This is a genomic window from Acinetobacter sp. S40, from assembly GCF_016624705.1.
GTDB lineage: Bacteria > Pseudomonadota > Gammaproteobacteria > Pseudomonadales > Moraxellaceae > Acinetobacter.
On the sequence record NZ_JACVTU010000003.1, the window covers coordinates 204,213 to 228,312 of the forward strand.

Here is a 24,100-nt window from a genome sequence, read left to right on the forward strand (position 1 = left end):
CTATGTCTGAACAGGTTTATTCTGATGAATACTGGATGCAGCTTGCTTTTGAGCAGGCTGCATTCGCAGCATCGGAAGGAGAAATTCCCGTTGGCGCAATTATTGTCAGTCAAAATAAAGTAATAGGTACAGGGTATAATGCCCCCATTTCTTTAAATGATCCCACTGCACATGCTGAGATTCGAGCCATACGTATGGCGTGTGAATCTATTCACAATTATCGTTTACCTGCTGATGCAACTTTATATGTTACGCTCGAACCATGCACCATGTGTGTCGGCGCATTAATACATTCACGCATCTATCGCGTAGTTTTTGCAACAAAAGAGCCAAAGGCTGGATCTTTAATAAGTGCGCGTCAACTATTGGATTCAGGTTATTATAATCATAAATTTGTGGTGGATTATGGTTGTATGCAACAACAATGCTCGGAGCAACTGAGTCTTTTTTTTAAACAACGCAGAGAACAAAAGCGTAGCGCACGTATTCTCAGTTTCAATCACATAGAACATAATCCAAAATAAATTTTATTTGCTTAATTGACAAAAAACATTCATTAACTATCTCTTGATTCCTGCGATCCGTTTAGATAGTGTGCTTTGACAATATAAATTGTCATTGCCATCTTGAGGGATATTATGAATAGCATCACGATAAAAAAAGAATTCAATGCACCGATTGAACAGGTTTTTGATCTTTTGTCAAAACACGCCACTTATAATCAAGCTTTTGCACCAATTCAGGTGGTGAGAGTCAAAGATTCGGCCGACCCCCAACGTCCTGATGGTCTTGGTTCAGTGCGCCGTATGGGATTTGGTCCATTTAAACCATTAAAAGAAGAAATTACGCTGCTTGAAGAAAATAAACGTATCGAATATAAACTAATCGACAATCCTTTGATCAAACATCATATCGGTCGAATTGATTTTCAAGAAGTTGCGCCAAATAAAACATTCGTGACTTATACCATCGAATTAACCGCAAAAATTCCATTCGTGAGCAAATTAATTCTTGCACAACTTAAAGCAGCCATTACACTAGGCTTTTCAAAATTAGCAAAATCGATCGCTTAGTAGGATTTTAATGGCAGTTCATATTATTACAATCGACGGGCCAAGTGGATCAGGTAAAGGTACACTCGCTGCAAAACTGGCACAACATTATGGTTTTCATCTGCTAGATTCAGGTGCTTTATATCGATTGCTTGGGCTGTCTTTACATCAAAAAAATTTACTGGATGCCTTAGTTACACGCTTAAATGAATGTGTAGAGATAGCAACGCATCTCAATATTAAATTTGAAACAAAAGATGATGGAACCGCTATTATTCTGGATGGTGAGGATGTTACTCAAACCATCCGTACTGAACGTGTAGGTGAGTTTGCGTCACAGGTTGCGGCAGTGCCTGAGCTACGCAAAGCCTTATTTGATCGGCAGCGTGCGTTTATTCAGACACCAGGGTTGGTTGCTGACGGCCGTGATATGGCAACGTCTATTTTTCCTGAAGCGCAGGCCAAAATCTATTTGACTGCTTCTGCTGAGTCGCGCGCAGAGCGTCGAGTAAAGCAGTTGCAGGGGATGGGGCTAGATGTTAAAATAAGCGACATTTTGGCTAATATACAGTCGCGTGATCAACGTGATATGCAGCGAACAGTTGCGCCATTACGTCCAGCTGAAGATGCTTATCAGATTGATAGTTCAAATTTGGATATCGATCAAGTATTTCAGTTAATGACGAATTACATTGATCAACGTATAAAAGCCTAACCGATTTATTTAATCAGTTAAAGCATAGCTAGATCAGTTTATTACGGACTATGTAGAGACTTAACTAAACCGGCCTTGTCTGATCCAAGACCGCTGACTTTATCAGGTATATCATGACCGAATCTTTTGCAGCCCTCTTTGAAGAAAGTGAATTAAACCTCAACGTTGAAAAGGGTGCAGTCATCCAAGGTGTTGTTGTTAGCATCGATAGTGACTGGGTAACTGTTGACACTGGCCTTAAATCTGAAGGCGTAGTTGACCGTGCTGAATTTTTAAATGAACAACGTGAACTTGAAGTTCAAGTTGGTGATACTGTTGATGTCGTTGTAGAAGCGCTTGACAACGGTATGGGTCAAACTGTTTTATCACGTGAAAAAGCAAAACGTGCTGAAACTTGGACTAAACTTGAAAAAATCTTTGAAGATGGCGAAATCGTTACTGGTGTTATTTCTGGTAAAGTTAAAGGCGGTTTCACTGTTGACATCGGTCCAGTTCGTGCGTTTCTACCAGGTTCACTTGTAGATACTCGTCCGATTCGTGATACAACTCACCTTGAAGGTAAAGAGTTAGAGTTCAAAGTTATCAAACTTGATGCTAAACGTAACAACGTTGTTGTATCTCGTCGTGCTGTTATGGAAGCTGAGTCTTCTGCTGACCGTGAAGCGCTTCTTGCTCAGCTTGAAGAAGGTCAAACAGTTACAGGTACAATCAAGAACCTTACTGATTACGGTGCATTCGTTGACCTTGGTGGTATCGATGGTCTTCTTCACATTACAGATATGGCTTGGAAACGCATTAAGCATCCATCTGAAGTGGTTGAGGTTGGTCAAGAAGTTACTGTTAAAGTACTTAAGTTTGACCGTGAGCGTAACCGTGTTTCTCTAGGTCTTAAACAACTTGGTGAAGATCCATGGTTAGCGATCATGAACCGTTACCCTAAAGGTTCTATCGTTAAAGCACGTGTAACTAATTTAACGGACTACGGTTGTTTCGCTGAAATCGCTGAAGGCGTTGAAGGTCTTGTTCACGTTTCTGAAATGGATCACACTAACAAAAACATTCACCCATCTAAAGTTGTTCAGATTGGTGATGAAGTTGATGTTATGGTTCTTGAAGTTGATGAAGAACGTCGTCGTATTTCTCTTGGTATCAAACAAACTCGTGCTAACCCATGGGAAGAGTTTGCTAAAGCGCACGAGAAAGGCGAAAAAGTTTCTGGTACGATCAAGTCAATCACTGATTTCGGTATTTTCATCGGTTTACCAGGCGGTATCGACGGTCTAGTACACTTGTCTGATATTTCTTGGAACGAACAAGGTGAAGATGCAATTCGTCGTTACAAGAAAGGTGATACTGTTGAAGCGGTTATCTTATCTGTAGACGCTGAAGGCAACCGTATCAGTCTTGGTATCAAACAATTAAACAGCGATCCATTCAATGACTTCTTGGCCGCGAATGAGCGTGGTGCATTGGTTAAAGGTACTGTAACTGCTGTTGACGCGAAAGGCGCAACTGTTAAGTTGGCTGACGAAGTTGAAGCGACGTTGAAAGCATCTGAAATCAACCGCGATCGCGTTGAAGATGCGACTAAGTTCCTAGAAGTTGGTCAAGAAGTTGAAGCGAAAATCATCAACGTTGATCGTAAGTCTCGCTCTATCAACTTGTCTATCAAAGCGAAAGACGAAGCTGAAGAGAAAGAAGCTGTTGCGAATCTTCGTACTACAACAACTTCAACTTCTCAAGACAACGGTCCTAAGACGATTGGTGACTTGATCAAAGCACAAATGAAGTAATTTTAAATAAAAATTACGGTTAGTGTAACTAATTCGTACTTTTTATACGATTTACTGTAAACGGTAGCGTAGTATTGGTGTACTGCGCTACCGTTTTGTATTTAAACAGGTTATTATAAAAGTCATTGAAAACGAGTAAGAAATAAAGAGGTCATCAATGACGACTGAAGCACTTAATAAATCTGACTTAATTGAGCGTATTGCTTTAAAGAATCCTCATTTGGCAGAACCCTTGGTAGAAGAAGCTGTAAAGATCATGATTGATCAAATGATCGAAGCTTTATCGACGGATAATCGTATCGAAATTCGTGGTTTTGGTAGTTTTGCATTGCATCACCGTGACCCTCGTGTAGGACGTAATCCTAAAACGGGCAGATCTGTAGAAGTTGCTGCAAAAGCTGTACCTCACTTTAAACCAGGTAAGGCACTTCGTGATGCTGTAAATGAAGTTGTTGCAAAATAACAATTAAGAAAATTTGAGGTGATTATGCGTTATATTCTTATCGCATTACTTGTTGTTTTGTTTGGTTATTCTTTGGCATTGGTTTTGCAAAATCCAACAGAATTACCGGTTGATTTATTATTTACTCAAGTTCCAGCCATGCGTCTGGGATTATTGTTGCTGATTACTGTAGTTTTAGGTGTTGTAATTGGCCTATTGCTTGGCGTATTAGTATTTAAAGTGATTCAAAAGGGTTGGGAAATTAAGCGTCTTAGGAAAGATATTGATTATCTTCGTAAAGAACAGATTCAAATGGCGCAAGTCGCTGCTGCACAAGTTGCTGCCAATACCAAACATGAAAAAACAGTATTGGATGTTAATACTAACAATGAAAATAAAAGCCCATTATAATATGGGCTTTATTTTTACTGGAAGAAAAGTCTCTTGAGTATCATTGTTGCCCTGGATGCCAAAAGCCAAAAAGACGCCCTTGCAATTGTTGATCAACTTGATCCAGCTTTGTGTCGTGTGAAAGTTGGTAAAGAGCTTTTTACTCATGATGGTCCACAAACGGTCAGAATTTTGCAAGATCGTGGGTTTGAACTATTTCTAGATCTTAAATTCCATGATATCCCTAATACGACTGCACAAGCAGTTTGCGCTGCGGCTGATCTTGGTGTATGGATGGTCAATGTGCATGCTTCTGGTGGTCGTAAGATGATGGAAACTTGTGTAGAACGTTTAAAAGCAGGAAATTATCAAACACAACTGATTGCCGTCACTGTCCTAACCTCAATGGAAAGAGAGGATTTACGTGATATTGGTTTGGATATTGAACCTTTTGAACAGGTAAAGCGTTTAGCACAATTGACGAAAAATAGTGGTTTGGATGGGGTGGTATGTTCTGCTCAAGAGGCCAAAATGTTACGTCAATTATTGGGTTCAGAATTTTCTTTAGTGACGCCGGGTATTCGTCCTGAGGGTTCAAGTGCAGATGATCAAAAACGAATTGTGACACCAAAACAAGCGATGTTGGATGGGGCAACTCATTTGGTCATTGGTCGGCCCATTACTAAAGCTGAAAACCCAAATGAAATGTTAAAAAGTATTTTGGCTTCTTTGGCTTAAATCATTAAAAAGAAACTGATGAGGAGTGGGGCTAGTAAACTCAGGATAATTCCACTCATCATCGCGTGTGGTACATAATGTGTGCCACACGATTGTTTCACCATTGCGAGTGTTACATCCATAGACGTTGCACCTGCGCTTGAAATTGCAGAGCGTGGAAAACGCCAGCCCAAACAATACATTAAAAGAATCGCAAAAATTTCTCTAAATAAATCAGTTAATAAGGCAATTCCACCAAGTTCTGTTGAATGAAGTTTAGTAAATAAGATACCTGACATAGAATACCAGCCATAGCCTTGCGATAGAGCAATGACTTCATTCAAAGTATAGCCCGTTAATAGCGCGAAACAGAAAATTGCTGCAATAAGCGAACCCAATATGGCAGCAACAGGTACAATCAGAATTTTCCAGCTGACCCATGAACGATCAAAATGAGTATAGGCAAGTTCAGTGCCGATAAATCCAATAAAAATTAAAAGTAAATACCAACTATTGAAAGTGACATTGATTTGAAAGTGATGAACAATAAATCCTAACATGGCGCCAAAACCAAGTGCAATAAAGGCATAACTTATATTTTTAAGTGCATTTAGAAATAAATGTAGAGAAATATTGCCTTGAACACTGTCTTTATCCAAGAATTTGTAGGCAACTAAACACACAAAGAAGGACGTAATTGAGGTGGAAAATGCGATTAAAAGCGCCGTAGGCAAAATTCGGTCTGGATGCTCAAGGTGCACTAACGCTTGTGCGAATTCAAAAGCAACACCAATTAAAAGTAAATAGGAAAAATAGGGCAGTGTTTTAAATATAAACTGGCGAACTGATAAATTTAACTTTGGGGCAATGAAATAACCTAAGCTAATAGCAATAAAAATTTGGAAAATTAGAACAAGGGATTGCATAAAATAAGTAGATTGGATTCAACCTACTTATTATGAAGATAAAAGATTAGGCAGCAAGCCGTTTTTTATCTTTTGTGTTGCTTTGCCCTAGAAACACATAGTCAGAAGGATTAACTTTGCGGGTCTCTAACCAATATTTCCAAGTATAAGTTGGCCATAAAGCGAAGTTTTTACCGTCGGCAGCCTGATACCAACTAGCACATCCACCGGCTTGCCAAACTGTGCCTGCTAGTTTTTGCTGTACTTCGGCATTGTACTGATCCTGTACTTCAGTTTTAACTTCGGCAGCCAGAGTCTGGGTTTTATCCACCAATTGAATCATTTGAAGAATATAATTCACTTGTGATTCAATCATAAAAATAACGGAGTTATGTCCTAAAACTGTATTTGGGCCAAGTAATTGAAATAGATTTGGAAAACCTTTGGTACTCATCCCATAGTAACTTTCAGGTGCATCTTTCCACACTTGTTTGAGCTCTTGTTTGTTCGTTCCGATACAGTCAAAGTGTTTCAAGTAAATACGAGGATCAGTAATAAAGCCTGTGCCGTAAATGAGGCAATCAATTTTGCGTTCCTGACCATCTTTGGTCTTGATACCATTTTCGGTTAACTCTGAAATGCCATTTGTAATTAATTCTACGTTTTTACGGTTAAACGTTGGAAAATACTTATTAGAAATTAATATTCGTTTACAGCCCATCACATAATCAGGTGTAAGTTTCTTTGCGATGTTTTTGTCTTTGACTTGAAATCGAATAAAACTCTCCGCCAATTTTTGGCCGTATTTCATTATTTGGGGTTGCACAATGGGTACTACACGGGATTCATTGCTCCAATACAATCGTGCACGATGAATCTTGCGAAATATATCAGACTGTTTAAATAATAATTTACTTAAACCTGAGTAGGGACGTTCATCACGTGGAATCACCCAAGCTGCCGTGCGTTGAAACACATAGAGTTGTTTTACTTGTTTGGCAATTTCAGGAATGTATTGAATGGCACTCCCACCTGTACCAATTGAGGCGATATTTTTGTCGGTTAAATCATATTGATGATCCCAATGCGATGAATGAAACACTTTGCCCTTAAAGTTTTCAATGCCTTTTATATGAGGGATCTGTGGAACATGTAAGGGTCCAGAAGCAAAAATTACAAATTGTGCTTCAAGGGGAGCATGTTCTTTAAAAGAAAGGGTCCAGGCAAAACGGTGTTCATCGTACACAGCGCGTGTGACTTCATATCCAAATTGGCAATATTTTTTAAGTTGAAATTGCTCAGTAATATCCTGAATATAGGAAAAAATTTCACCAGCTTCGGCATAGCGTTTTGACCAGTCTGTTTTAGGTGCAAATGAAAGAGAATACATATGTGATTGTACGTCACAGGCCGCACCTGGATATTGGTTTTCACGCCAGGTTCCTCCCACATCACTGGCTTTTTCTAAAATAACAAAATCATGGATATTATGTTGGAGCAAGCGAATAGCCATCGCTAAGCCACCAAATCCAGCACCAATAATTGCTATTTTAGTTTTTTGAATCGCATTTATTGTTGACTCATGCATGATCTTTATCCTGTGTTTAAACAATGAACACAAGATTAATCAATTTTTATTCAAGCAAACATGATTGCAACGACATAAAAATTGATAGAATCGGCAATTAATTTTTAAACAGCTTTGTAGTACAAAAACGAAGTAATGGAAAAACAGACGGAATAATGAAGCGATCAATACTTGGACTCATGTATTTAATACAAGGAATGCGTAATTCTGGTATTGATGTGGATACACGCCTAGCCAATATTGGGATACGAGTGGATGCATTAAATCCTAACTCTATCATTCATGATAGTCTGGAGTGGGATATTCAGCATATTATCAGTCAAGATGTACCTTCTGAGCAGGGATTATATATCGGACAGCATTACGCACTAGCGGGTTATGGTCCGTTGTTGATGTTATTGGTCACTGCCGATACCATTTGTAATGCGATATATAAAGGTATTCAATATCAAAGTCTCACGCATTTGTTTGGCAAATTAAGTTTGACTCAGCAGGATGGTGACGCTTCTTTAATTTATTCTCCTATTGATTTAAATACAGAAATGGGATTATTAAGAGCGCAGTGTGAAATATCAGGAACCTATAAATTTATTTTAGATATTTATAGAATGATGGGATTGGATGCTCCTGAAATTCGAGTGGATTTGCCATTTCCCCAACCACAAAATTTAAATATGCTAGCGCAGTATCAGCATTATTATGGCAATAATTTGCATTTTAATGCAGATCATGCAGTTTTTAGTTTGAATGAAACGGTTTTAGATGTAAAAATCCCATCTGCGGATTTAATCACACATCGTGTATATGAAGTAAAATGTCTGGATGAAATTAAGCGTTTAAATGATGAACAAACGCAGGAATCTGATCTAGTGCAACGAGTACATGATTATCTTGAACTACAACAGGGCGTTATTCCTACCATGGCGGAAACTGCAATTGCATTACATATTCCAGAACGGACCCTGAGACATCAATTGCAACAACTGAATACGAGTTATAAACAAATTCGTGAGCAGTTAATTAAAAATAAGGCCTTAAAGCTTATGGAATATAAGGAATATTCAATTGAAGTCATTGCAGAATTACTCGGTTACTCAGAGCCTGCTGCATTTAATCACGCATTCAAACGCTGGTTTGGGCAAAGTCCAAGACAGTATGGAAAATAGCTGAGATTGCTATAGCCTAAAGTTTTACTTTAAATCATCCAATGTTCGATATACTTTTCTCACAATACTGAAAGCACTTAAATAATATGGCAAACTTTAACTCTCCTCACGGTACAGCATTTACTCCCTTATCTCCGGCAGAGCGTTATGCACAAGCGTTATCTTCAGGACAATTTATGCCAGACGAAGCTCAGGCACTGGCTGTACATGAGTTAGAACGAGTTTGGCAGGATTTAATTAGCCGCTATAAAGCGTCTAAAAAAGCATTTCGTCGTTTTCGTCGCCAAACTGCACCACGTGGCGTCTATATGTGGGGAGGTGTAGGGCGTGGTAAAACATGGTTAATGGATCAATTTTTTGATTCGGTTCCCTTTCGCCGTAAAACTCGTATGCACTTTCACCATTTCATGCAGCATGTGCATCGTGAGCTAAACCGCTTATCTGGGCAGCGTAATCCACTAGATTTAGTTGCTGATCAAATTTATAAAGATGCTGTCGTTATCTGCTTTGATGAGTTTTTTGTTTCCAACGTCACGGATGCGATGATTTTAAGTGACTTATTCCAAAAGTTGTTTGCACGTGGCATTACCTTAATTGCAACTTCTAATATTGCACCCGATGGCTTATACAAAAACGGTATCCACCGTGATCGTTTCTTACCCGCGATTGAACTGGTGAAAAAGAATTGTATGGTTTTGAATGTGGATGCAGGCGTAGATTATCGTTTACGTGTATTGAAACAAGCGCAATTATTTAAGCATCCACTGACAGACGATACCAAAATCTGGATGGCACAGCGTTTCAAAGCAATTACTCAGACACAAAGTTATTCTGATGAATCTATTACCATTAACAATCGTGTAGTAGAGACTTTAGGGCATACCGAAGACGTATTATGGTGTGAGTTTTCAGAATTGTGCTTTAAACCACGTAGTCCTGCTGACTTTATTGAAATTGCAAACTTATACAATACAGTGTTGGTGAGTAATGTACCGCATTTAACGGATACTTTATCTGAAGGAGTTCGTCGTTTTATTTATTTAGTCGATGAGTTTTATGATCGTGGAGTGAAGCTGCTTCTAACATCACAGGATTCTATCATCGATTTGTATCAGGGTGAAAAGTTAGCTTTTGAAATAGAACGAACACGATCTCGGTTACTGGAGATGCAGTCTGATGAATATTTACATTCTGAGCATCGCCAAATTCATCAAACCTTAGAGAATAACTAACCTAAAGGCGTTCAAAATGAACGCCTTTTTATTTAGCTTAAAATCATTATAAAAAGAATGTACAAATTTCTTTGAGCCTATGCTTTCAATGCCATATTTTTTTGTTATAACTATGGTTCATTATGAAAAAGGAGTCGAATAGACTGGGCTGAACTTTAGTCTAATTTCGACATTTTTAAAATTTTATAAACTGTAATTGAGCACTCATATTGCTGAATCGGATGTTTAACCCTGTTAGAAAACTAAAAACGAGATAGTTTGTTTTTGAAATGCTTGTTATTTAGCAGCGTGATATTACTATTCAGCAAAGTATAAATCAGTATACTTGAAGCTCTTGTTATAAAAAGTAGCAACATCAGGAAAGACAATGACGGCACGTATTCAAAAAGGCAAGTTAGCGATTGCTAAAGAACTTTACGACTTTATCGAAAATGAAGCTTTACCCGTTTCAGGTTTAGATAGTGAAACTTACTGGAAAAACTTTGAGCAAGTCGTTGTTGATCTTAGTCCTAAAAACACGACGCTTTTAGCAAAGCGTGATGAGTTACAGGCTAAAATTGACGAGTGGCACCGTAATAATAAATTTGAATTAGAAGCTTACAAAGCTTTCCTTAAAGAAATTGGCTACTTATTACCAGAAGTAGAGGATTTCCAGATCACCACGGAAAATGTAGACGAAGAAATTGCATTACTTGCAGGCGCTCAATTGGTTGTGCCAGTGCGTAATGCACGTTATAGCCTAAATGCTGCCAATGCGCGTTGGGGTTCTTTGTATGATGCGCTTTATGGATTCGATGTGATTCCAGAAACGGATGGTGCAGAAAAAGGCAAGGGCTATAATCCTGTCCGCGGCGAAAAAGTAATTGCATTTGCTAAAAATTTCCTTGATCAAACATTCCCTCTAGTACAAGGCTCACATGCTGATGCAACCAAATATACGGTTGAAAATAAAGTGCTAGTTGTGACGCTAAAAGATGGCTCTCAAACTAAATTAAAACAAGAGTCGGCATTTGTGGGGTATAACGGTGAAGAAGCGCATCCTTCTGAAATCGTTTTATTGAATAATGGCTTACACGTTATTATTGAAATTGATGCAAATAGTCCGATTGGTAAAACAGATGCTGCTGGTGTCAAAGATTTAGTTCTTGAAGCTGCAGTGACGACGATTCAGGATTTGGAAGACTCTGTTGCGGCTGTAGATGCTGAAGAAAAAGTTGAAGGTTACCGCAACTGGTTAGGTCTCATGAAGGGGGATCTAACTGAATCTATTGAGAAAAATGGCAAAACGGTTACTCGTAAACTCAGCGAAGACCGAACTGTGAAAAACCTGATCGGCGGTACCACTACCTTACATGGTCGTTCACTGATGCTTCTTCGTAACGTGGGTCATTTGATGACAAATCCTGCGATTTTAGTGGATGGTAAAGAAATTTATGAAGGCATCATGGATGCTTTAGTAACACCTTTACTCTCGATTCCAGATATTCGTGGTGAAAATACATTAAAGAACTCACGTAAAGGCTCCATGTATATCGTGAAGCCAAAAATGCATGGTCCAGAAGAAGTTGCCTTTACGGTTGAACTTTTTGAACGTGTAGAGCAAGCACTTGGCTTACCCGCTAAATCGCTTAAAGTCGGTATCATGGATGAAGAGCGTCGTACTTCTGTTAACCTGAAAAATTGTATTGCTCAGGCGAAAGATCGTACTATCTTTATTAATACTGGCTTTATGGATCGTACAGGTGATGAAATTCATACCTTTATGGAAGCTGGCGCATTCGTTCGTAAAGGCGAAATTAAAGGCCAAAAATGGTTCCCTGCATACGAAAACCGTAATGTAATGATTGGTTTACAAACAGGTCTACGTGGTAAAGCACAAATCGGTAAAGGCATGTGGCCAAAACCAGATATGTTGCTTGATATGTACAAAACCAAAATTGAACATCCAGAAGCAGGCGCAAGCTGTGCATGGGTTCCATCTCCATCAGGTGCGGTTATTCACGCGATTCATTATCATCAATGCAATGTGTCTGAACGTCAAAAAGAGTTATTAAATGCTCAAGCTTTACCACTTGATGATTTGCTGACTCCGCCTTTGGCTGAAAATACAGATTGGACCGCAGACGAAATTACCAGAGAGCTTGAAAACAATTGCCAAGGTATTTTAGGTTACGTGGTTCGTTGGGTAGACTTAGGTGTGGGCTGTTCTAAAGTTCCAGATATTAATGACGTTGGATTGATGGAAGACCGTGCTACACTGCGTATTTCATCGCAACATGTTGCGAACTGGTTACGTCACGGTATTGTGACTAAAGAACAAGTGGAGGAAGTTTTGGAGCGTATGGCCAAAGTGGTTGATGGTCAAAATGCACATGATCCAGAATACACGCCAATGGCACCAAAGTTTGTTAATGATATTGCATTTAAAGCTGCTTCTGATCTCATCTTTAAAGGTGCGGAACAACCTTCTGGTTATACTGAGCCTTTGCTACACGCAGCTCGTTTAAAACTAAAAGGCTATACAGGTGATTAATCTGATCGCTTGAAACAAAAAACCGTTCAATATTGAACGGTTTTTTTATAATTTATTTTGGTTGGAGATTAATGACCACCCAAAAGAATTTGACTAATAACTCCTGTTGCAATAGCTACAAGCACATAATCTCCATTGATTCTTAACCAACGATGGCCAGATGGCGGTGCAGGAAGTTCTCGTGAGCGCCAATCATTTACATAATAAGGTTTACCACGGTATTGTTGTGGAACGCGATCACCTTTGTTCCAATTCTGATGAGGACGTGGCATGTCTGAGCGATAAGCTTGACGATCTTGTTGGTAACGAGGAGGCTGATTTTGATGTGAGTTTTGATTTGGCTTTTGAGTGTTTGGGCGTTGTTCCTGATGAGGAGCATTTGGACGGTGATCATTATCAATTGGGGGCGCTGCAAAAGTGGTTCCCACGATTGAGAAAGTGACTAAACCCACAAGAGCAGTTTTTGTTAATTTCATTATTTTTTCCTTCAACTAAATGTATACCTCCACTATAAATACAAAATAAGCATAAAAAGTGGAGTAAATGTTGCAAATCACTATATTTTAAGATCTTTTATATAGAACTAGTTTGATTAAGTTTGGAACGGGTAAATCTGTATGTTAAATCTACGAAGCAATGTTATGCTATAAGCATGATGAAAAATGGTGGATCTTTCTAACTCAGATATGTGTGCTAATTTTAAACCTTTGACTATTCACCAACTGCATGCTTTGGGATTGCCTCCAATCTCATTTGAATACGTTGAAGAAGCCTATCCAAGTTATCCTATTCCTTTGCTTTTTAAATCAGAAAAGGGGCTGGAGTGGCGACAGGTTTTGTTCGGTTTGGTCCCTAAATGGGCCACTGACTTATCTGTAGCTAAAAAGACTTACAACGCGCGAAGTGAAACACTGTTACAGCGTTCAAGTTTTTTTGAAGCTGCTAGTAAATGTAATTTTGGAGTTATCCCTGTAACTGAGTTTTATGAAGCTAAATATATTGATGGAAAGCCACAGCGCTGGTGTGTACGTCGTAAAGATGGACAGGCTTTTTTCATTGCCGCTATTTATGAAATCTGCCGAATAGATGGCGACATTGTTCGTTCAGCGTCTATGCTAACTATGGACGCGATTGACCATCCGATGATGAAAGAATTTCATGAACCAGGTGATGTAAAACGCTCGGTAATCGTCATTCCTCATGAACGTCTGCATGAATGGCTGGATCTAACAACACCCGACATACACAGCTTTGTGGAGGGTTTTCCAACTGACGAATTTGAATGTGAGCATGTACCGCGCCAGCTCACTCCAAAAGTATCACCTCAGTTAAACTTTTTTGACTAATGTGATAGATTTTTATAGAGAACTTTTAGGCTTTCAATGGTTTTTTCAAGCTGCAGTGGAGTTAAGCCATCAAAAGATTGTTCTAACACCACGCTCGTAATATCATTAATTTTGAAAATCATTTCTTTCCCTTTTTCTGTCAGCTCTACTCGAGTAATACGAGCATCTTCAGGACAGGAAAACGTGTTGACGAGACCTTCATCTTTTAATCGGTAAACGATTTTGGTGGTCGTCGACATTTTTGAGATGATCATTTCTGACAAATCAGAAACACTGGCTTTAGGTTTTGAATCCAACGCTAACAGAATTCTACGGCGAGAATTATCCAAACCATATTTTTTCAGGACATTGTCAATATTGAGGACATAACGAGCATGAACTTGTGAGATCCAGTAATATGGAAACTCATTAAAATCGAAAGACTCTGCGGTAGGTAAAAACCGTGTATATTTTTTACTCATTTCAGAATTCCCAAGTTGGTTGATACGTAATTATTGTTGCTATACGGTATTGTTCTAAAGTAATTGTGTTATCGATTTAATCATAGTATTTTGTGACGGAGTTGGCAAGAAATTTATATTTTTAAATTTTTTGCCAATACAATGTGAACTGCACAGGGTTTATATAATAATTTATATGAGTCTTTATCTTTCTGTAAAGTAATCATATTTTAATAAAATTTATCAAGTTCACCTTTTGATTTAATTGTGTGTTGTATTTGGTTAAATTATTAGATAAAAGAATTGTCTGCTTTACTTTTTTTCATATAAAAGTATATAGAATTATCAAAACTTAATAAAAACTTAAAAAATTGGCTAAATATACAAAAAAATAATTACAAGTGGAAAAAGTTATGCATAATAAATTATGTTCATTGAAAAGGTATCCCTGAATGGATCCATCGCCGTATAGGTCTTGTTTACTGATTGTTTCCCAAGTATTTGAGGGGATCTAAATATGGAATTTTTATTAGATCCAAGTATTTGGGTGGGGTTACTTACCCTTATTGTATTAGAAATTGTTCTAGGGATTGATAATCTTGTTTTTATTGCCATTTTGGCAGATAAACTTCCTCCTGAGCAACGCGATAAAGCGCGTGTTATTGGTTTATCCCTTGCGCTTATTATGCGCTTGGCACTTCTTTCTGTTATTTCATGGTTAGTTACACTGACTAAACCTTTAGTTGAAGTTGCAGGAATGACATTCTCGGGACGAGATCTAATTCTTTTATTTGGAGGATTATTTCTAGTCTATAAAGCCGTGACCGAACTACATGAAAAGATGGAAGGTAAGCCGGAAATTAAAACTGCTTCCTCAGTGGCTTATGCTAGTTTCTGGGCTGTTGTTGCACAAATTATCGTACTTGATGCTGTCTTCTCATTAGACTCTGTAATTACCGCCATCGGTATGGTGGATAATATCTATGTCATGATGACCGCAGTGACCATTGCCGTCATTGTCATGTTAATTGCGTCTAAACCATTGACTGCGTTTGTTAATAGACATCCAACCGTTGTGATTTTGTGTTTGAGTTTCCTGCTCTTAATTGGGGTTAGTCTGATTGCCGAGGGAATGGGTTTTCATATTCCAAAAGGTTATATCTATTCGGGTATCGGTATTGCGATCCTTATTGAAGCCTTTAACCAGTTTTCACAGCGTAATGTGGAAAAGAATCAGTCAAAGATTCCATTACGTCATCGTACAGCCAATGCTATTTTTAAGATGATGGGTGAAAAAGACAGAATTGCCGCTGTTGATGAAAGCTCAGAATCTCACGCTTTATTTGTCAATGACGAGCGATACATGATTGGTGGGGTGCTCACACTTGCTGAACGTAATGTGACTTCGATTATGACGCCACGTTCACAGATTTCATGGGTCAACCTTGATGATGATCCTGAACAAATTCGCCAGCAAATATTATCCGTACCACACAGTTTATTCCCTGTATGTCGCGGTAGTCTGGATAAAGTCATTACAGTTGCTCGTGCTAAAGATTTAATCGATGCGCTCGATCATCCCGATAATGTAAAAGTATTGCTTAAACGTCAACGACCCATTTTTATTTTTGAACGAATGAAGGTCATTGATGCGATTAATACTTTACGTTCGTCTAAAGGTTCACTGGTTTTGGTCAGTGATGAATTTGGCACAGTACAAGGTCTTATCTCGCCCCTAGATGTATTTGAAGCAATTGCTGGGGAATTTCCAGATGCTGACGAACAACCAGAATTGGTGAAAATTGATGAGCGGACATGGCAGGCAACTGGGCTTTTAGATTTGTATCAGCTTGAGCTTGAGCTTGGCATGATTGAATTAATGCCTGAAGACGGTGAATATATCAGTGTTTCTGGCCTGATCATGGATAAGTCTCATGAGATCGTACAGGTTGGAACAACCATCGAACATGAAGGCATTCGTTTTGAAGTGCTAGAGATGGATGAAAACAGAATCAGGACGGTAAAGATTACTTACCCAATTGATGATTAACATTCTCGTAAAATTTTAATTTTAAATAAGCCTCATCTGTGGAAAATAGATGAGGTTTTTCATATCACTACAAAATAAAATTGGATTTTTTAAAACTGGCATGTACATTGCTTTTATAACAATATGAATTATTGCAGGAGAGATGTTCCTGTGAACACGCCGAAGGAGCAACGACCCCGGAAACTCTCAGGCAAAAGGACTGTAATAATCGGCATTAATCTGGAGAGAAGTATTATAAAAATACTCACCGAAGGGGATGGTTAAAATAATTAATAGGAATTATTGAAAAACCGAAGCTCTCAGGTACATAGACAGATGGGGCATTTTTTGAAATGAATTTTCATTTCAGGGAGCTTATATGTCTCATGTTATTGTAGTGGGTTCGGGAATCACCGGTGTCACTTCTGCTTATGAACTAGCTTTATTAGGTTATGACGTCACGGTGATCGATCGGCATTTATTTCCAGCGATGGAAACTTCATTTGCTAACGGTGGACAGTTGTCTGCCTGTAATGCAGAGGTTTGGAATCAAAAATCGACGATCCTTAAAGGCATGAAATGGATGTCTAAAAAAGATGCCCCATTATTGCTCAATCCTTCTTTTGACGTTCATAAATATAGCTGGTTATTTGAATTTCTGACCAGTATTAAACATTATGAAAGCAATACAATTGAAACTGTACGTTTGGCTTTATTGGCCCGTAAACGCCTTTTTGAAATAGCCGAAAAAGAAGAGATCGATTTTAATCTGGAAAAACGTGGAATTTTACATATTTATCATACCGAGGCAGATTATAGCGTTGCCAAAAGTGTAAATGACATGTTGTGTAGAGGGACGTTGGTACGTCATGCGGTAACCCCCGATGAAATTAAGCATATTGAACCTACACTTTCAGGTGATTATTTTGGGGGTTATTACACGCCAGATGATGCGACTGGCGATATTCATAAATTTACGATTGGACTAGCTGAAAAAACCAAAAAATATGGAGTTAAATACCGTTTTGGACTTGATATGCATCATGTACAACTATTGGAAAATAAAGTGATAGTTTCCTGCCAGCCAAGTTCAGAAAATATGATTAGTCCCAAAGATCAGCCGATTACTTTAGAAGCAGATGCCATTTTAATATGTGGTGGTGTTGGCAGTTATCAACTTGCAGATATGTTGGGTGATCGTGTCAATGTCTATCCCGTGAAAGGTTACTCGATCACAGTACATTTAAAGGATCAGAAAAGCATTAAAAATGCACCTTGGGTTAGCCTACTGGATGAAAGTGCCAAAATTGTTACCTCACGTTTAGGCGAAGACCGTTTTCGTGTAGCAGGAACGGCTGAATTTAATGGTTACAATCGTGATATCCGTGCAGACCGTATTCAGCCACTTATTAACTGGGTCAATGCAAACTTTGATATATCAACAGAACATGCTGTTCCCTGGGCTGGTCTTAGACCGATGATGCCCAATATGATGCCTGTGATTAAACAAGGAAAGCATCCACGGGTTTTTTATAATACTGGACATGGTCACCTAGGCTGGACACTTTCAACTGCGACAGCGTCTATCATCAGTCAAGAAATCGCCATGAAATTATCTGCCTAATTTTACAACGGTTGTATCGATTAAGTGAGGGGACATTCTCCTCATTTTTAATCATAAAGGCGATAAATACCACTAAAACGTTCACAACCTTTCTGTTCTGTCTTCACCACTAAAATGCTTTTTTGAAAGTTAAAGCTATATTTACAATCATGTTCATTGTCAAAAATCTGATCTTTTTTATCAGGGGCAGTATAGGCTAAAAAGGGAATGGTTTGACTATCTGTACGATTGTTTGGATTACGATAGGCAATACCTTCAATTTTAATTTTGTCTTTAGTTAGCTGATGAACTTGCAAATGAATTGGTTGGCTGGCAATTTTACCCTGCTCAAATTTTAAGAAATGTTGGGTCAAGCTCTGGTTTAAAGAGGTATAAAAATTAAGATCATCTTCACGTATTGAAAATTGCTGCTCAATACAATTTTGGGTTTTACATTGTTGCAAACGATTGAACCAAAGTGAATGTGTATCGTATAAAAGTTTAATCGGTGCATCTGACACTAGATAGGCAACTAAAAATTTATTATTTAATTCATGACGGGTTTCATGAAAACTTTCAGAACAAATTTTTTTGTTAATAAATGAAGACTTGCTTTTGGTACAGTTAAATTGATCTGTCGCATAGGCTGAGGAAAAGCAAAAACTGATCGTGAATGCACAAACTACGTTTTTTAAAGGAAATCTATCTGTACGAAACGTCATGATCGCTTATACTTCCATTTCAGTGGCTAGACGTACTATAGCGAAACCAAAAGCCAGAATACAAGCTGTGTGATTTGTTTTATAAAGGAAACTAAATGATATTACCAATTCGCATCGGTCAGGGTATGGATGTTCATGCTTTTGAAGATGGAAATCATGTGACTTTAGCAGGCATTCAAATTCCTCATACGCATGGTTTAAAGGCTCATTCTGATGGAGATGTGGTATTACATGCCTTATCAGATGCTTTACTGGGCGCTTTGGCTTTGGGTGATATTGGTCAGCATTTTCCAGATACAGATCCTGAGTTTAAGGGGGCAGATAGCCGTGTGTTGCTTAAACAGGTTTATCAGCTCATTTTGGATCGTGGTTATGTTTTAAATAATGCCGATATTACTGTGGCTTGTGAACGGCCTAAACTTGCAAAATACAATTTGGAAATGCGTCAGAGCATTGCAGATGTCTTAGAACTGGATATTACCCAGATTAGTATTAAAGCGACAACGACAGAAAAATTAGGTTTCACAGGCCGTCAGGAGGGGATTCTCTCAACGGCAACAGTATTGGTGACACATCAAGTGAATTGATTTGGATCAATTAACGATTGTTGCAAATCTTGTGTTGCCATGCGACCCTGAAGTTGTAAGGCAACACTGTGCATTAACCCTGTCCATGTTTCATTCGGTTCCCAGATTTGATGCAATATTTCCTGAGCTGATCCAATATCCATTCCCATGAAGTATTGCCGATAAAGTGCCATTAAGCAGCTTACACGGTAATTCTTTGCGCAATGTATCCAGACAATTTCATTGCTAACCAAATGATCGACTAAATCAAGAACCAATAGACTCTGATCGCATGCTGGCATCTCCCATAAAATAGGTAGATGGATGTAGTTTAATCCAAGCTCAAGACAGATTCGGTCTTCATTCTCAAGATGCGGATCTGCATCATTCAATGCAAGGTTAATCACGGTACTGCAACCATATTCTTTAATATGTTGTAATTGAGTGGCTGTAGGTTGTCCTGAACTCAATAGATGTTCATGTACAGGGGAAAAGTTCAGAATTTCTGAGAGGGATTGTTCTAAAGTGGTCATAAGAATACTAATGTATCGTTAGAATATGATAAAGCTGTTGTGCCTAATTGCAAAGAAGACAGATCTGCCTATCCATCTTAGCTTTAAATTCCCTATAAAATCTACTGGATTCTGAGAAGAAAACGTGAATGCTCAATTTTTTCTAGCTAAAACCTTTCCTGAGAATAAAAAACCCTTATTTAATAAGGGTTTTTTATTTTATGAACGTAGTGCTTAGCGTTGGGCTAACACGTCTTTAAGCTTTTCATGCATTTCAAGCAATGTTTGTTCTGTAGTTTCCCAATCGATACAGCCATCGGTCACAGATTGACCATATTCCAAATCAGCTAAGTTGTCAGGAATATCCTGACGACCACCTTTTAAGTGGCTTTCTACCATTACACCTACAATAGACTTATTACCCTCAGCAATTTGTTCAACGACATTGCGTAATACCAAGGGTTGTAAGTAAGGATCTTTATTTGAGTTAGCATGACTGGCATCAATCATGATTTTATTGCTGACCTTGGCTTTGGCTAAAGCAGCTTCAGCTTCAGCTACAGAGCCAGCATCATAATTTGGTTTTCCGTTACCACCACGTAATACCACGTGAGCGTATGGGTTTCCACTGGTACGAATGACAGAAACTTGCCCATTTTCATTTAAACCAAGGAAACTATGGCCATGTTTAACCGATTGCATCGCGTTGGTTGCCACAGTTAGGCCGCCATCTGTACCATTTTTAAATCCTACAGGAGACGATAAACCAGAGGACATTTCACGGTGTGTCTGGCTTTCGGTCGTACGTGCGCCAATGGCAGACCAAGAAATCAAATCCTGATAATATTGTGGTGAGTTTGGATCAAGTGCTTCAGTAGCACATGGCAGACCCTTTTGGTTTAACTCAAGTAATAGTTTACGACCAATACGTAGACCTTTTTCGATATTAAAAGAATCGTTCATATCTGGGTCATTAATCAGACCTTTCCAACCAACAGTGGTACGCGGTTTTTCAAAATAAACACGCATGACAATATAAAGAGAATCTTTTACTTTTTCACTTAAAGCTTTTAAACGATCAGCATATTCATGGGCCGCTTTCGGGTCATGAATAGAACAAGGGCCAATCACAACAAAAACACGCTTGTCTGTACCATCAAGAATATTACGAATGGTTTCACGACCTTTGAGAACGGTTTGATAAGCATCTTCAGTCAATGGCAATTCAGACTTTAATTCTGCTGGTGTTACAAGAGGATGGATGCTTTTAATATTAACGTCGTCGATATCTGGTTGAGAGACTGGATTAGACTGTAGAGTATTCATTGCTGTCACTGATTCGATTATTGCTTAGGGGTATCTGTTGAATGAATATACCATGAAATAAGAGATATCTGACTATATTTGCAACGAATTAATCATTTAAAAAAAACGATTAATCCGTTAGATAGCTTATTTTGTGGTTGTTTTTTCATCAGAAATGGTTTGAGTGATGGCTGGCTTTTCAACAGGTTTAGCTTTGACAGGGTGAATAATAAAGTTCACACCAAGTGCAAATAGGGTTATACCCAATACTTTACGGATAATTTTCTCTGGTAAGCGTGAACTAATTAAAGTTCCAATTACAATAGCTGGAATTGAACCGACTAATAACCACATCAATAGGTGGAAATCGACATTACCTGCGCTCATATGACTTAAGCCCGCCACAAAAGTCAAAAGTACTGCATGTACAACGTCCGAGCCAATGATCCGAATCATAGGTAGATTAGGAAACATGATAATCAGTGCCATAATGCCAAAAGCACCTGCACCCACAGACGACAAGGTGACAAAAACACCTAAAATAATTCCCATAATCACAATGTAGACACGTTTAGTCTCAGAAATATTGTCCTGCGGAATGTGATCTACTTTTTCCTGTTTTTTACGCAAGCTCATAAAAAACTTTTCAATAGTGGCACGAAAAATAATGGAAATACCCGTTAGAGTTAACATGAAACCCAGAACCATGGTTAATACCATTTTGTAATGAGAGGATTGGCTTAAATAATGTTCAAGTACCCACGCTGTAGCAAAAGACGCTGGAATACTGCCTATTGCTAGCCAAAGCACGATGGGCCACACAATATTGAGTTTTTTGGCATGTACTAGAGAACCGCAAAACTTGGAAATAGCGGCATAGAGTAGATCTGTACCAATCGCAATATGAGGTTCAATTCTAAATAAACTGATCAAAATTGGGGTCATCAAAGATCCCCCACCAACGCCCGTAATACCGACACAAAAGCCAACTAATACGCCTGCTAATATAAACTCAAAAGGACCAAACATTAACAAATCAGCCAATTATAAAAAACCTGCATATCTTATGACTTTTTGAGATAAAGGATTGTGAATAATAATGCTTTGCTTATGCAAAAAAACGCTAAAGAAGTCTTTAGCGTTACGCAAATAAAAAAAGACACGTTTAATCTATACTCTATGGGATCTAGAGGGCTTATGTCGATTGTCAGCTTTAGGTTTTAAATCATTGATATACAATATGATGCCAAAAACTAAAGGTGTCGCAAAAATCCACCAACTTATAAATCCGATTGAGGAACCATAAGCCGCAATAAAAAAAAGTCCAGCAATCAAAAAGAGAATAAATGCAAAAATACGCATAATTTTGACATTATGGGCAAGAAATTGAAGTTTAGATTTCTTGGTTTTTTCTAATTGTTTGCTGCTCAGAACATATAAAATATACATTCCCATTACAATCAAAACGATGCCAAAAATAATACTCATGAGGCATTTACCTCGGTATTAGTGACGCGCAGCTTCTTTTCAAGTTTTTCTCTGGATTTGGTTTGAATAGGATGAATATTCTTGAGAATAAAATAACCAAGACCTGCAAAAAGAAGAAAGAAAATATCGACTCTAAAAAATAACCAATAACTTCTAATGTCTGAAATTAAACTATTTTGGATAAGATAAACAAGATTGAAAAATGGCAATGCAATTGCGACAAGCACAAAAACACTGAGCTGTGAACGCCATAACCATTGTTTTTTAGTCGCTAACGCAAGTATAAAACTGAGTAACCAGATCATGAAAAAAGTATAAATTTCATAGTTAGGCATATCCGATTTTAGCTCGACAAAACGATTGCTGTACATATAAGCCAGCATTGCAATAGGTAAGCCCACAAAAGTCGAAACGTTAAGTCGATCAACAAGATAATGTCCAAAATGAAAGGTGTCGCTTTTATTTTGTATCTGGCGTTTTAAACTCCACAGTAAAAGACCTGATGCAATCATAAAGCAGCCTAAAATGCCTGAAAAGAAGAAAGCAAGGCGTAAGAGGGGTTGAGCGAAAGTGGCCATATGTAGACCATAAACCCCAAAACTCAATGTGGCGATGGAACTATCATTTCGGGTGGCAGCGAGTTGCTTTCCTGTGGTTGCGTCAAATGTAATCTGTGGTTTATTACCCGTAATGGTATGATCTTCGGCCTGACTAATGGTAATCTGCGCCTGATTGGTATTGGGTTTGTCTGCTGTAATCGAGTCAATTTCCTTATTTCCCCATTGAGTTTGTGCTTTTGCCAGCAAGACTTCAAGAGGTAAATTCTGCATTTCTTTTACGGGTGTTTTGTTATCTACCACCTGAGTACGAATTTCTTTAAAAAACTGAAAGCGATCTTCAGGATATAGTTTTTGGATTCCCCAAGGCAAATAGATATAAAAGAAAATAGCAAGCCCAGTAAAGGTGATCATTAAGAAAAATGGCAACGCAATCACGGAGGAAACATTATGAAAATCCAGCCATGAACGCTGGGATTTAAATGTACGTAGAGTAAAGAAGTCAGTAATAATTTTTTTATGAGTAATAATGCCTGAAATAAGCGCAATAAACATAATAAATGCGGCGATACAAACAATTATGCGACCAATCATGACTGGAAAACCAAACAGTTGGTAATGGAATGTATAAAAGAAATCGCCGCCTTGTGTCGCGGAAAGACTTAATTCCTTACCAGTATTTGCATCCAGTGTTTTGCTTTCATAGCCACCTTCTGTTTTTTGCCAATAGATATTGGTGACAGGGGATTGCTTGGAGGCAACGCCGATATACCAGCTTTTCGCACCAGTTGCATGTTCTTGTAAATATTGATAAGCCGTTTTAATGGCAGTTTCCTGATTTACATCGTATTGGGCGAGTTTGGGTTGCATCCACAAATTAACTTCATGGCGATAATAAGAAGCCGTGCCCATAATAAAAATGGCAAACAGCAACCACCCTAACAGTAAACCTGTCCAAGAGTGTAACCATGCCATCGACTGACGAATACTCTTATGCAT

At 38.3% G+C, this 24,100-nt stretch carries 24 protein-coding genes and 1 riboswitch; of the genes, 14 read left to right on the forward strand and 10 right to left on the reverse strand.

The genetic code is table 11. The annotated features are described in order from the left end of the window. Positions 1 to 2: 2 nt before the first annotated feature. From tadA to pyrF, 7 genes are all read left to right on the forward strand, one after another. A complete protein-coding gene (tadA, locus tag IAE19_RS06010) occupies positions 3 to 524 on the forward strand; it encodes a tRNA adenosine(34) deaminase TadA (protein WP_200460034.1) in 522 nt (173 codons plus the stop codon). A 111-nt stretch (positions 525 to 635) separates the two neighbouring features. Next, complete coding sequence (locus tag IAE19_RS06015; RefSeq protein ID WP_200460279.1) at positions 636 to 1,073, forward strand: SRPBCC family protein; 438 nt, start codon at positions 636 to 638, stop codon at positions 1,071 to 1,073. A 10-nt stretch (positions 1,074 to 1,083) separates the two neighbouring features. After that, positions 1,084 to 1,767: a (d)CMP kinase gene (gene cmk, locus IAE19_RS06020; RefSeq protein ID WP_200460035.1), complete on the forward strand. Its 684-nt coding sequence runs from the start codon at positions 1,084 to 1,086 to the stop codon at positions 1,765 to 1,767. Between the two features lie 113 nt (positions 1,768 to 1,880). After that, positions 1,881 to 3,560 carry a 30S ribosomal protein S1 gene (rpsA, locus tag IAE19_RS06025; protein ID WP_200460036.1) on the forward strand — a complete coding sequence of 560 codons (1,680 nt, stop codon included), beginning with the start codon at positions 1,881 to 1,883 and terminating at the stop codon, positions 3,558 to 3,560. 157 nt (positions 3,561 to 3,717) lie between these two features. Further along, a complete protein-coding gene (locus IAE19_RS06030; protein ID WP_200460037.1) occupies positions 3,718 to 4,023 on the forward strand; it encodes an integration host factor subunit beta in 306 nt (101 codons plus the stop codon). Between the two features lie 24 nt (positions 4,024 to 4,047). Continuing rightward, positions 4,048 to 4,413, forward strand: a complete 366-nt coding sequence (locus IAE19_RS06035; RefSeq protein ID WP_200460038.1) for a lipopolysaccharide assembly protein LapA domain-containing protein — start codon at positions 4,048 to 4,050, stop codon at positions 4,411 to 4,413. Positions 4,414 to 4,446: 33 nt separating this feature from the next. Then, positions 4,447 to 5,130 carry an orotidine-5'-phosphate decarboxylase gene (pyrF, locus tag IAE19_RS06040; RefSeq protein ID WP_200460039.1) on the forward strand — a complete coding sequence of 228 codons (684 nt, stop codon included), beginning with the start codon at positions 4,447 to 4,449 and terminating at the stop codon, positions 5,128 to 5,130. On the opposite strand, the gene IAE19_RS06045 is transcribed toward pyrF, so the two are convergent. Both IAE19_RS06045 and IAE19_RS06050 read right to left on the reverse strand, forming a co-directional pair. Next, entirely contained in the window at positions 5,127 to 6,035 is a 909-nt protein-coding gene (locus IAE19_RS06045) for a lysine exporter LysO family protein (protein WP_200460040.1), read from the reverse strand. The genes pyrF and IAE19_RS06045 overlap by 4 nt on opposite strands. 46 nt (positions 6,036 to 6,081) lie before the next feature. Further along, entirely contained in the window at positions 6,082 to 7,602 is a 1,521-nt protein-coding gene (locus IAE19_RS06050) for a flavin-containing monooxygenase (protein ID WP_200460041.1), read from the reverse strand. A gap of 155 nt (positions 7,603 to 7,757) precedes the next feature. On the opposite strand from IAE19_RS06050, the gene IAE19_RS06055 reads away from it, so the two are divergent. The 3 genes from IAE19_RS06055 (at position 7,758) to IAE19_RS06065 (ending at position 12,533) form a co-directional block, all read left to right on the forward strand. Next, positions 7,758 to 8,768, forward strand: coding sequence for an AraC family transcriptional regulator (locus IAE19_RS06055; protein WP_200460042.1), 1,011 nt, complete (start codon positions 7,758 to 7,760; stop codon positions 8,766 to 8,768). An 86-nt stretch (positions 8,769 to 8,854) separates the two neighbouring features. Further along, the gene (gene zapE, locus IAE19_RS06060; RefSeq protein ID WP_200460043.1) at positions 8,855 to 10,000 is read left to right on the forward strand and encodes a cell division protein ZapE; all 1,146 of its coding nucleotides are present in this window, start codon (positions 8,855 to 8,857) and stop codon (positions 9,998 to 10,000) included. A 367-nt stretch (positions 10,001 to 10,367) separates the two neighbouring features. Then, positions 10,368 to 12,533, forward strand: a complete 2,166-nt coding sequence (locus IAE19_RS06065) for a malate synthase G (RefSeq protein ID WP_200460044.1) — start codon at positions 10,368 to 10,370, stop codon at positions 12,531 to 12,533. 68 nt (positions 12,534 to 12,601) lie between these two features. On the opposite strand, the gene IAE19_RS06070 is transcribed toward IAE19_RS06065, so the two are convergent. Continuing rightward, positions 12,602 to 13,009 carry an RcnB family protein gene (locus IAE19_RS06070; RefSeq protein WP_200460045.1) on the reverse strand — a complete coding sequence of 136 codons (408 nt, stop codon included), beginning with the start codon at positions 13,007 to 13,009 and terminating at the stop codon, positions 12,602 to 12,604. A 210-nt stretch (positions 13,010 to 13,219) separates the two neighbouring features. Here IAE19_RS06070 and IAE19_RS06075 point away from each other — a divergent pair, with 210 nt between their 5' ends. After that, complete coding sequence (locus tag IAE19_RS06075) at positions 13,220 to 13,879, forward strand: SOS response-associated peptidase (RefSeq protein WP_200460280.1); 660 nt, start codon at positions 13,220 to 13,222, stop codon at positions 13,877 to 13,879. On the opposite strand, the gene IAE19_RS06080 is transcribed toward IAE19_RS06075, so the two are convergent. After that, the gene (locus tag IAE19_RS06080) at positions 13,876 to 14,340 is read right to left on the reverse strand and encodes a MarR family winged helix-turn-helix transcriptional regulator (protein WP_200460046.1); all 465 of its coding nucleotides are present in this window, start codon (positions 14,338 to 14,340) and stop codon (positions 13,876 to 13,878) included. The genes IAE19_RS06075 and IAE19_RS06080 overlap by 4 nt on opposite strands. A gap of 496 nt (positions 14,341 to 14,836) precedes the next feature. Between IAE19_RS06080 and IAE19_RS06085 the strand changes: the two genes are divergently transcribed. Together IAE19_RS06085 and IAE19_RS06090 are read left to right on the forward strand one after the other, a co-directional pair. Further along, a complete protein-coding gene (locus IAE19_RS06085; RefSeq protein WP_200460047.1) occupies positions 14,837 to 16,369 on the forward strand; it encodes a TerC family protein in 1,533 nt (510 codons plus the stop codon). Between the two features lie 124 nt (positions 16,370 to 16,493). After that, positions 16,494 to 16,581: riboswitch (glycine riboswitch) on the forward strand. 146 nt (positions 16,582 to 16,727) lie between these two features. Continuing rightward, the gene (locus IAE19_RS06090; protein ID WP_200460048.1) at positions 16,728 to 17,972 is read left to right on the forward strand and encodes a D-amino acid dehydrogenase; all 1,245 of its coding nucleotides are present in this window, start codon (positions 16,728 to 16,730) and stop codon (positions 17,970 to 17,972) included. A 47-nt stretch (positions 17,973 to 18,019) separates the two neighbouring features. On the opposite strand, the gene IAE19_RS06095 is transcribed toward IAE19_RS06090, so the two are convergent. Continuing rightward, on the reverse strand, positions 18,020 to 18,673 hold the full coding sequence (locus IAE19_RS06095) for a hypothetical protein (protein ID WP_200460049.1): 654 nt from the start codon (positions 18,671 to 18,673) through the stop codon (positions 18,020 to 18,022). Between the two features lie 95 nt (positions 18,674 to 18,768). Here IAE19_RS06095 and ispF point away from each other — a divergent pair, with 95 nt between their 5' ends. Further along, positions 18,769 to 19,260, forward strand: a complete 492-nt coding sequence (ispF, locus tag IAE19_RS06100) for a 2-C-methyl-D-erythritol 2,4-cyclodiphosphate synthase (protein ID WP_200460050.1) — start codon at positions 18,769 to 18,771, stop codon at positions 19,258 to 19,260. On the opposite strand, the gene IAE19_RS06105 is transcribed toward ispF, so the two are convergent. From IAE19_RS06105 to IAE19_RS06125, 5 genes are all read right to left on the reverse strand, one after another. Next, positions 19,248 to 19,772, reverse strand: coding sequence for a protein tyrosine phosphatase family protein (locus tag IAE19_RS06105; RefSeq protein WP_200460051.1), 525 nt, complete (start codon positions 19,770 to 19,772; stop codon positions 19,248 to 19,250). The genes ispF and IAE19_RS06105 overlap by 13 nt on opposite strands. A gap of 213 nt (positions 19,773 to 19,985) precedes the next feature. Continuing rightward, entirely contained in the window at positions 19,986 to 21,077 is a 1,092-nt protein-coding gene (locus IAE19_RS06110) for a 3-deoxy-7-phosphoheptulonate synthase (protein WP_200460052.1), read from the reverse strand. Between the two features lie 126 nt (positions 21,078 to 21,203). Next, positions 21,204 to 22,085 (reverse strand): sulfite exporter TauE/SafE family protein, encoded by an 882-nt coding sequence (locus IAE19_RS06115; protein ID WP_200460281.1) that lies wholly within the window; start codon positions 22,083 to 22,085, stop codon positions 21,204 to 21,206. A 141-nt stretch (positions 22,086 to 22,226) separates the two neighbouring features. Then, complete coding sequence (locus IAE19_RS06120; protein WP_200460053.1) at positions 22,227 to 22,544, reverse strand: DUF1634 domain-containing protein; 318 nt, start codon at positions 22,542 to 22,544, stop codon at positions 22,227 to 22,229. Next, positions 22,541 to 24,100: a PepSY-associated TM helix domain-containing protein gene (locus tag IAE19_RS06125; protein WP_200460054.1), complete on the reverse strand. Its 1,560-nt coding sequence runs from the start codon at positions 24,098 to 24,100 to the stop codon at positions 22,541 to 22,543. Before IAE19_RS06125 ends, IAE19_RS06120 begins: the two co-directional genes overlap by 4 nt.